General features: G+C 72.8%; 7 protein-coding genes. 1 reads left to right on the top strand and 6 read right to left on the bottom strand.

Annotated elements, in window-relative coordinates:
• Positions 1-174: 174 nt before the first annotated feature.
• Complete coding sequence (locus QDS12_RS08505; RefSeq protein WP_347882175.1) at positions 175-588, top strand: ATP-binding protein; 414 nt, start codon at positions 175-177, stop codon at positions 586-588.
• Between the two features lie 20 nt (positions 589-608).
• Here the strand turns inward: QDS12_RS08505 and QDS12_RS08500 are convergent, their stop codons facing one another.
• The 6 genes from QDS12_RS08500 to QDS12_RS08475 all read right to left on the bottom strand — a co-directional run bounded on the left by QDS12_RS08500 (position 609) and on the right by QDS12_RS08475 (position 7996).
• Positions 609-1601: a GGDEF domain-containing protein gene (locus tag QDS12_RS08500; RefSeq protein WP_279878427.1), complete on the bottom strand. Its 993-nt coding sequence runs from the start codon at positions 1599-1601 to the stop codon at positions 609-611.
• 157 nt (positions 1602-1758) lie between these two features.
• Positions 1759-3351: a lipopolysaccharide biosynthesis protein gene (locus tag QDS12_RS08495; protein WP_279878424.1), complete on the bottom strand. Its 1593-nt coding sequence runs from the start codon at positions 3349-3351 to the stop codon at positions 1759-1761.
• On the bottom strand, positions 3351-4529 hold the full coding sequence (locus QDS12_RS08490) for a peptidoglycan bridge formation glycyltransferase FemA/FemB family protein (RefSeq protein WP_279878422.1): 1179 nt from the start codon (positions 4527-4529) through the stop codon (positions 3351-3353). Before QDS12_RS08490 ends, QDS12_RS08495 begins: the two co-directional genes overlap by 1 nt.
• Positions 4526-5716: an ATP-grasp domain-containing protein gene (locus tag QDS12_RS08485; RefSeq protein ID WP_279878420.1), complete on the bottom strand. Its 1191-nt coding sequence runs from the start codon at positions 5714-5716 to the stop codon at positions 4526-4528. Before QDS12_RS08485 ends, QDS12_RS08490 begins: the two co-directional genes overlap by 4 nt.
• Positions 5700-6713: a GNAT family N-acetyltransferase gene (locus QDS12_RS08480; RefSeq protein WP_279878418.1), complete on the bottom strand. Its 1014-nt coding sequence runs from the start codon at positions 6711-6713 to the stop codon at positions 5700-5702. Before QDS12_RS08480 ends, QDS12_RS08485 begins: the two co-directional genes overlap by 17 nt.
• A 44-nt stretch (positions 6714-6757) precedes the next feature.
• Positions 6758-7996, bottom strand: a complete 1239-nt coding sequence (locus QDS12_RS08475) for a right-handed parallel beta-helix repeat-containing protein (protein ID WP_279878417.1) — start codon at positions 7994-7996, stop codon at positions 6758-6760.
• Positions 7997-7998: the final 2 nt, after the last annotated feature.

Below are 7998 nucleotides of genomic sequence, written 5' to 3'. Positions count from 1 at the left end.
CAAGGCATCCCCGACATGAGCGCCGCCATAACGGCGCCGGTGCCGGATTGGCCCCTGGGGGTGACAGAACCAGCCGCCGATCCCACCCCCAAGGGTGACGGATGGCGTGTCATGTAGCCCCGAGCCCGCCAGGTGGGAACCTCCGACTTGTCAGGGTTTCGCTGAGGGGGTCTCGTGTCGTCTTCTGGGTCCGTCGAACCGGCGTGGACCTGTTCGCGGGTGCCGCAGGTCCCCGCCTCTGCGGTCTGGGCACGACGTTCGTTGCACACCGACCTGATGGGCGCCGGTGCCTCGCGGTCCGCGGCAGCAGACGCAGCGTTGGTCCTGGGAGAACTGGTCGCCAACGCGGTCGAGCACGGTCGCCCCGACGCCGACGGCATGATCGAGGTCGGATGGCGGGTGACGGCAGAGGTGGTGCAGGTGGGCGTGCACGACTGGGGACACGTGAGCTCGCTCGCGCCTCAGAGGACCGGCCCCAGCGACTCGCGCGGTCGTGGGCTGAGCATCGTCGACCTGCTGTCCGTGCAATGGGCCTATGTCGAGGATCAGGGGACCCGGATCGGGGCAGAGCTGCGCCTGTCGCGCTGATGCCGGCACCGGCCGAACGCTCAGCCGGCCGCCACCCGGTCACGACCGGCGTTCTTCGCGGCGTACAGCGCCGCGTCGGCACGAGCGACGAGCGAGCTCTCGCTGTCGCCGGCCCCGGACAACGTGAGTCCCACGGAGCAGGTCTGCTGCATCGGCACGGCTGCCCGGATCCGTTCCGCCACGGCGACCGCCTCGGTGGGGGTCGTGTCGGGCAGCGCGATGGCGAACTCCTCCCCTCCCCAGCGGGCGACGACCGCCTCGGGCGGAAGGCCGAACTGGATGCGTCGGGCGAACGTCGCCAAGAGCTCGTCGCCGACCAGGTGGCCGTACCGGTCGTTGAAGGCCTTGAAGTGGTCCAGGTCGAGCAGCATGAGCGCGAGGGGGCGGCCGCTGCGCGACACCGCATGGACCAGGCGCTCCACATCGACCTTCCAGCCACGACGGTTCGCCAACCCGGTCAGCGGGTCGGTCGCCGCCTCGCGAGCGAGCTGGAGCCGCGCCGTGCGGAGATCGAAGGTCAACCGTGCAGGGAGCTCCGCCGTCGCGACCCACACGAACGCAGCGATCGTCATCCGGATCGCCGCCTGCGCCGGAGGAAGGTCGATGACCGACCAGTGGACGACCAGAGCGGGAGCGACGAGCCACAGCGACGCCAGCGGCGGCTGGGTCAGCCCGGCGAACAGGAACGCGATGACGATGAAGCTCACCGTCAGCCGGGCTCCGTCGGGGATCACGAACGACGCGACCGTCAGCAGCACCAGCGTCAGCAGCGGCCAGGCCAGCAGGAGCCGAGCGCTCTCCCGGCGCGCCAGAGTCGTCCAGAGCACGACGGCCGCGACCACCGATCCTGCGGCGAAGAGGACCCCTCGCACCGCACCGTCATGAGCGGCCAGCGCAGCAGCCAGGCTGAACAGCGCCATGATCACTTGCGCGATGGCCGCCCGGGTGTGCCACGCGGGCCGACGTACGAGCATGAAGGAGTCCTGGGACGGCGAGCGGAAGATCTGGGGCATCAGACCTGCACAGTCATCGTGTTCGGACGGGACAAGAGGCTCTCGACCTCGCAACCCCGGCCGTCTCGAAGACGACGGCAAGTCCGCGCGGTCCGGCACTCAGCAGGAGATTCGGCCGCGAGGCGGGTGAGCTGAGCGGTCCGCCCACCGACGCGCGCTATCTCGATCGCGGGTGGCGGTGATGCGCAGGTCGGACCGCGCGCCCGGGCGCCGTGGCCTGCCGCGAGGCGCGCGCCCAGCGCTGTCCACCGACGACGGCGAGTGCCGGCCGGACGGGATGGGGCACGATGTCGGCGATCCAGTCGGCGTCCTCGCCTGGGACGAGGCCGGCGAGCAGCCCGACCACCGCCAGCACGACGACGAAGGCGACGGCCGCCCCGACGAGCGCCAACACCTGGCTGACATCACCCAGTGCGTACGCCGCCGCGGCCGCCGCCCCGCCGCTGAGGGCCGCCACCCCCGCGAACCGCAGCAGGTCGCCCGGCGACGCCCCCACCGCGGCGCCATGGCGCCGGGACCAGACGACGATGGCGGCGCAGGCCACCGACTGGGCCACGACGTTGGCCAACGCCGCCCCGGTCACGCCCAGCGGCGGGACCAGCGCCAGGGCGGTGCCCAGGTCGGCGACCGCGCCCAGTCCGTTCGCGAGCAGCACGGGTCCGAGCCGGCCGATGCCCGTCCAGAAGGTCTGGAGCAGGGTGGGGAGCGGCACCAGCAGCACGCTGAGCGCCATCAGCGGCATGAGCGACGCGGCTCCGTGCAGGCCCTCGCCCCAGAACACGAGGATCAACGGCGGTCCCACGGTCGCCAGCGCGGCGCACAACAGGAAGCCGAACAGCACCGCCACTCGTTCCGCCCGGCGCAGGTGCCCGTGCAGCGAGGTGACACCGTCGGCGGTGGAGGCCGCCGCGATGGCGGGGAGGGCCGCGCCGAGGAGCGCGCCCGGGATGGTCACCGCGACCGTGACCAGGCTGAACGCGACGGCGTAGACGGCGACCTCCTGGCGGCTGCGGAACGCATCGAGGAAGAGCAGCTCGATGCGCTTGTCGACGATCTGGACCAGGGCGGCGCTGAGGACGAACAGCCCCCAGAGCCTGGCCAGGGGCCGCAGGGCCACCTTCGCCGACGGCAGGACGCGTCCCGCCCACGCGCGCCACTCGCGCCTCTCACGGCGATGCAGCGAGGTGGTCAGCCAGGCGGAGGTGAGCACCTGGACGCCGAAGACGGCGGCCACTCCACCGCCGAGGAGCACGGCGAGCACACCCAGCAGCGACGCGGCGATCTGGCTGACCAGCCGCAGCCGGCTCACCTCGCTCCACCCGGAACGGGCGATCAGCCGGCTCCCCGAGGACCAGCCGAGCGCGTCGAGGAAGGTGACCAGGCCGATGAACACCCAGGCCAGGGTGTGGTCCCGGGCGCTTCCGACGCCGACGAGCAGCAGTCCGGCCAGCACGCCGCCGCTGACGTGCACGACCCCCGAGAGCCGCCGGAGGGTGGCCAACCGCCGCACGTCGTCGGCCCCGTAGGCGGCACCCATGACCTGGGTCGTGCAGTGGGTGGCGGCCATGACGACGAGGCTGCCGACCAGGCCGCCGGTGTAGGCGACGACGCTCTGGGCGCCCAGCTCCGCCGGCCCGAGCCTTCGGGCGATGACCACCGACAACAGCAGCGCCGACAGCATCGGCACCACCATCGCGGCGGTGTTCCACAGCCCGCCGACGAAGGTGGTCCGGCGACTCGGGCCCGCCATCAGGCGCCGCCCGTCGGCATCCCGCTCGCGGACCGCCTCATTTCTCGGACCGATTCGAGGCGCCGTACGACGGGGAGGCGCAGTCGCCACGCGGTCATGGCGGTGTGGTGCGGGATCGGCCGCATCACCAGCTCCCACGTGCTCACGTGCTCGACGAGCTCGCCCCCGGTTCCGAGCTTGAACCGCAGGACCCCGAACTTCCCGTCGTCCGGGTCGAGGCTGTCGCTCACCCCGCGCATGTCGTAGACGTCGACGCCCTCGGACAGCAGGTCGCACATGATGCGCCAGTGCGCCGCGTTGCTGGGATAGACCTCCCGCCGATGGGTCGCAGAGCCGCCGTAGGCGTAGCAGGCCAGCCCTCCCGTCCGGGTCACGAGCGTCCCGGCCAAGGCCTCACCGTCGTGACGCGCGAGGTAGAGGCGGATGCGGTCGGGCGCCTCGCGCGAGAGCGCCCGCCAGGCACGTTGGAAGTAGTCGGGAGGAAACGGTGGGAACTGCTCTCGCCGGGCCGTCTCCGCGTAGACCCGGTAGAAGTCCGGGAGGTCGTCGTAGCCGCCCCGCTCCACCACGACGCCGGCCTTCGCGGCCTTGCGGATCCCCCGTCGCCACTGCTGGTTCATCGCGCCGAACAGCGCCTCCGGGGTCCGACCGGTGAGGTCGATCCGGAAGGAGTGCCGCGTCGGACCGTACTGCCCGTCCCACTCCACGGGGCGTCTCCACCCCCCTCGCTCCAGGTCCCTGACCAGCCGCGCACCGATCGGGTCCACCACGTCGGGCGGTACGTCGTCGATGCGCCGTCCCGTGCCGACCGCTGCCTTGATCGTCGCCGCGCGCCAGCGCCGCACGACCTGGTCCGGGGCGAGCCGCAGGCTCACGAGACCGCGGTTGCGGAGGTGGAGCACGAGCGGGTCGACCACGTCCTCCGTCGTGTATCCGGCCCAGTCGATCACCGGCCCGTCGGCCAGGTTGCCGATGGAGCCTCTGACGAACGGGATGCGCCGGAGCAGGAGCAGGCCCACCCCGACGAGCCTTCCGGCCTCGTCACGCCACCCCAGGCGCTCCCCGGCCCACCTGTCCTTCACCGCCGACCACGACGGGGACTGCATGAAGCTGACCCGACGGTCGGCGATGAAGGTCAGGTAGTCCTCGAACGACAGTGGTTCGACCGCCAGCGTCACGACGCCGCCCTTCCGGTTGCCCGGACCGTTCGCCGCCGTGGTCGCGGCGGTCGAGACGCCCGGCTCCGCCCTCGACGGACCATCTGCAGCGTGATCGCGCACACCAGTCGGGCGGCCAGCGAGACGCCCCAGCGCACCCCGAGCTCGCGTGTCCCAGCGACGAGGCCGTGCAGCTGGACGCCGACGGCGGCGGCCATCGAGGTCCCCGACAGAGACATGTCCGGCGGCAGGACGTGGAGGCGCTGCCCCGGCGGCAGGGCGCCCGTCGCGGTGTGCTCGCCCATGCCCCAGGCCTCGAGGTAGGCACCGACCAGGTCGAGACCGGCGCTCTGCAGGGCCGCCCAGGAGCCGAAGATGCGGGCGTTGACGTCGATGAGCAACGGGCGGCCCTCGCCGGAACGGACGAAGTCGATGCAGAAGGCTCCCGTGTACTCGAGGCCAACGAGGAGCGCGGCCGCCGACGCCACGGTCTCGGGGTCGTCGAGCGTCACCACCTCGGCCGACGGGCCGAACGCGGCGTACGGCGACCCGACAGCCCGGTAGCAGGCAGCCACCAGGACGCCACCTGCTCGAGCCACGCCCGCGACGTGCACCAGCTCCCCCGGCACCCGCTCCTGGACCATCAACCGGCCTGGGTCGGTCGTGGCGACTCGCCGGAGCCGCGCAGCCGCCTCGGCGTCCTCCACGAGCTCCACCCCTCCACCGCCGGACCCCAGGCGGGGTTTGACCACGAACGGGGGGACGAGTCCGTGCTCCGACTCCGCTGGCCACGCGGGCGGGACGGGGACGCCCTGGCCAACCGCGAAGCCGTTCATCTCCAGCTTGTCGAAGAGCAGCCCCTCCCGCTCCGGGCTGCCGGTCCTGCGAGGGACGCCGGCGCACCCGATCAGCGCCGACGCCAGGACGTCGACGGCCTCGACCGCGCGCACCTCGGGGCCGAGGCGGACGAGCAGCTCCTCCACGAGCGCCCGGCCTCCGGACCCGCGCGGCAGGACGGCCCACGTACGGTGGAAGACCGGCCGCTGCAGCAGATCGTTCAGACGCCTGACCAGCGACCGCTCGGCGGTGGTGACTCGCTCCACGCGAACGCCTCGGCGGCGCAGCGCAGCGGCGAACTGCAGGAAGCTCTCCCAGGGCTCGAGGTCTGCGAACAGGACGACGGCCCGGCGCTCACTCTCGATGACCATCGGCGCCCCCTGTGAGCACCAGCCCGGCGGGTCGCGCCAGGCGCTTGCCCAGCGCCACCACCGGCGAGCGCCAGCGCGCGACGCCGCGCGGTCGGAACTCCGCGCCGAGGCTGCGCTTGTAGTTCTCGATCCCCGGGTTGGGGGCCCCGAGCGTGTCGAGCTCGCGGAGCCCCAGATCCCGGGCCCGGCGCATCAACGACCACTGGATGGCCAGCATCGCCCCGGCGGCGCGGCCGTCCTCCCCCAGGCCCACCTCCCAGCCGTAGATCCGGTCGTGGGCCACCAGGTCGAGCGACAGGCTGACCAGGGTCTCGTCCCGGCGGACCGCGGTGGCGATGCAGGCGCCGGTGGGCGCGAGCCGGTCGTAGAACGCGAGGTGGGCGCCGGCCGGCCACCTGGCCGGCTCACCCTGTCGCAGGAAGGGCGCGTTGGCCCATGCGGTCATGCGCTCGGCGATCTCCTGGCGGGTGGCACTGTCGGTCGTCAGACCGTTGCGCAGCGCCCTCCTCAGCTGCTGTCGCCGGGAGTAGGAGAGGGTGCCGATCAGGTCCTCGTCGTCCTGCTCGGCGATCGGCACGACGGCGGACGTGTAGCCGTCGATGCGCTTCCAGCCCCACCGCGACGGCACCGGGAACGGGCGCCGCGACCTGACCTCGAAGAGCAGGACCGGATGCGGGCGCAGGAAGCCGCGGACCGCGGTCAGCACCTCGGGCAGGCCGACGTCCGGTGGAAGCAGCGGGCCGAGGTAGGGAATCGGCAGATCCTGGTTGACGAGCACCACCGGTCGGCGGAACCGCAGGAGCAGGGGCACGACGCCGACCGCCCGCCCGTCGACCTCGGCCACGGCCATCCGCGCCGGCAGGCCCAGTACGTCGGACAGCACGGTGACGAAGTCCCACTGGTGGAACGGGGTGCCGTCCGGGTGCCCTCGGACGAGGTCGTCCCACTCGCCGGCGTCCGTGCCGTCCCGCAGGAGCAGTCCTCGCCGCGGTCGCATCAGCCCTGCTGCCCGCGGTCGGGCGGCACCGTTCGATGGCGCTCTCACTCGTCCACCGCCTCGCCGTTCTCGGTCCAGCCGGTCGCCTGGTAGCGGAGATCGTCCGTGTTGGTCGCGAGCAGCCTCGCCGGGCCGTCACCGGTGAAGTGGAGGTCGTCCAGGGTGATCCGGTGCAGGGGACCGTCGTCGTCGGCGATCAGCCCCACCTGCCAGCTGGCCGAGGCCCGGGTGCCGTGGATCCTCAGGTTCCGCATCGTCACGTCGTGGAGCGCACGGAGTCCTTGTCCGTTGTAGACGAGCAGCGAGCCGTGGTCGACCGTCGGGTCCTGGTTGGCGGCATCGATCGTGCCGCCGCGGACGCTGACGTCCGACGGAACGTACGTGCGGAACTGCCCGCGCTCGCAGGCGACGTAGACGCCGGCCCCCGCGCTGTCGCGGATGTCGACGTCGGTGATCTGCACGTTCCTGCCGCCCACCACGCTGACTCCGCGGCCATGGGACTGGCCGTGCACGTGCGGCGCCACGATGTCGATGTCGCCGGCCTGCGCGCCGTCGCTGAGGTAGGCCACCACCGCGACTCCGTCGTCGCCGGTGTTCTCCGTGAGCGGGTCGGTGACCAGGCCGCCTCGGGCGCCAGCGGTCATGTGGATGCCGTCGGAGCGGGTGTCGCGCACCGTCACGCGGGTCAGCGTGAAGTGCTGGGTGCCTTGGACGAAGACGCCGGCCGAGCCCGAGCCGGCCACGGTGGCGTCGGTGAGTGTGATGTCGCTGTGCCCGTTCAGCCAGATCCCGCTCTGCTCCGGGGCGGCCCAGCGCTGCGTGGCGTGCGCGGTGGCCACGGTGACCCGCGAGACGGTGATCCGGTCGGCGGCGACCTCGAGCGCGGACGCCCGCTCGTCGGTCGCCAGCAGCGTGCCCCCGCCCGTGATCGTGATGCCCGGGGTGCGGAGACGCAGCACCCGGCTGTGGGTGAACGTGTGCCCGGCGGGGAGCTCGAGCGCGTCGCCCTCGGAGAGCCCGGCAAGAGCGTGCTGCAGAGCGGAGGTGTCGTCGGCACGTCCGTCGCCGACGGCACCGACCTCCAGCGCGTTCACCACCCGGCCCGACGTCGGGGTGGGCAGCCGCGCACCTTCCTCGGCCGGACGGGAGGGGACGCCACCACCTTCTCGCCTCTGCGCCGTGGCGTCCGGGGAGGTGCAGTGCGCCGCACCGGCGGTCACCGCGGTCAGCAGGACGAGGGCCACCGCGACAGCGGTCCACCGGCGGCGCGGTTCGTCGGCCATGG

Source organism: Nocardioides sp. CER19 (assembly GCF_029846275.1).
Lineage (GTDB): Bacteria > Actinomycetota > Actinomycetes > Propionibacteriales > Nocardioidaceae > Nocardioides.
This window is presented reverse-complemented; position numbering and strand designations above follow the sequence as displayed.

Coding starts and splice junctions, on each gene's coding strand:
- QDS12_RS08475 (WP_279878417.1), bottom strand. CDS start 7,996: ATGGCCGACGAACCGCGCCGCCGGTGGACCGCTGTCGCGGTGGCCCTC.
- QDS12_RS08480 (WP_279878418.1), bottom strand. CDS start 6,713: ATGCGACCGCGGCGAGGACTGCTCCTGCGGGACGGCACGGACGCCGGC.
- QDS12_RS08485 (WP_279878420.1), bottom strand. CDS start 5,716: ATGGTCATCGAGAGTGAGCGCCGGGCCGTCGTCCTGTTCGCAGACCTC.
- QDS12_RS08500 (WP_279878427.1), bottom strand. CDS start 1,601: ATGCCCCAGATCTTCCGCTCGCCGTCCCAGGACTCCTTCATGCTCGTA.
- QDS12_RS08495 (WP_279878424.1), bottom strand. CDS start 3,351: ATGGCGGGCCCGAGTCGCCGGACCACCTTCGTCGGCGGGCTGTGGAAC.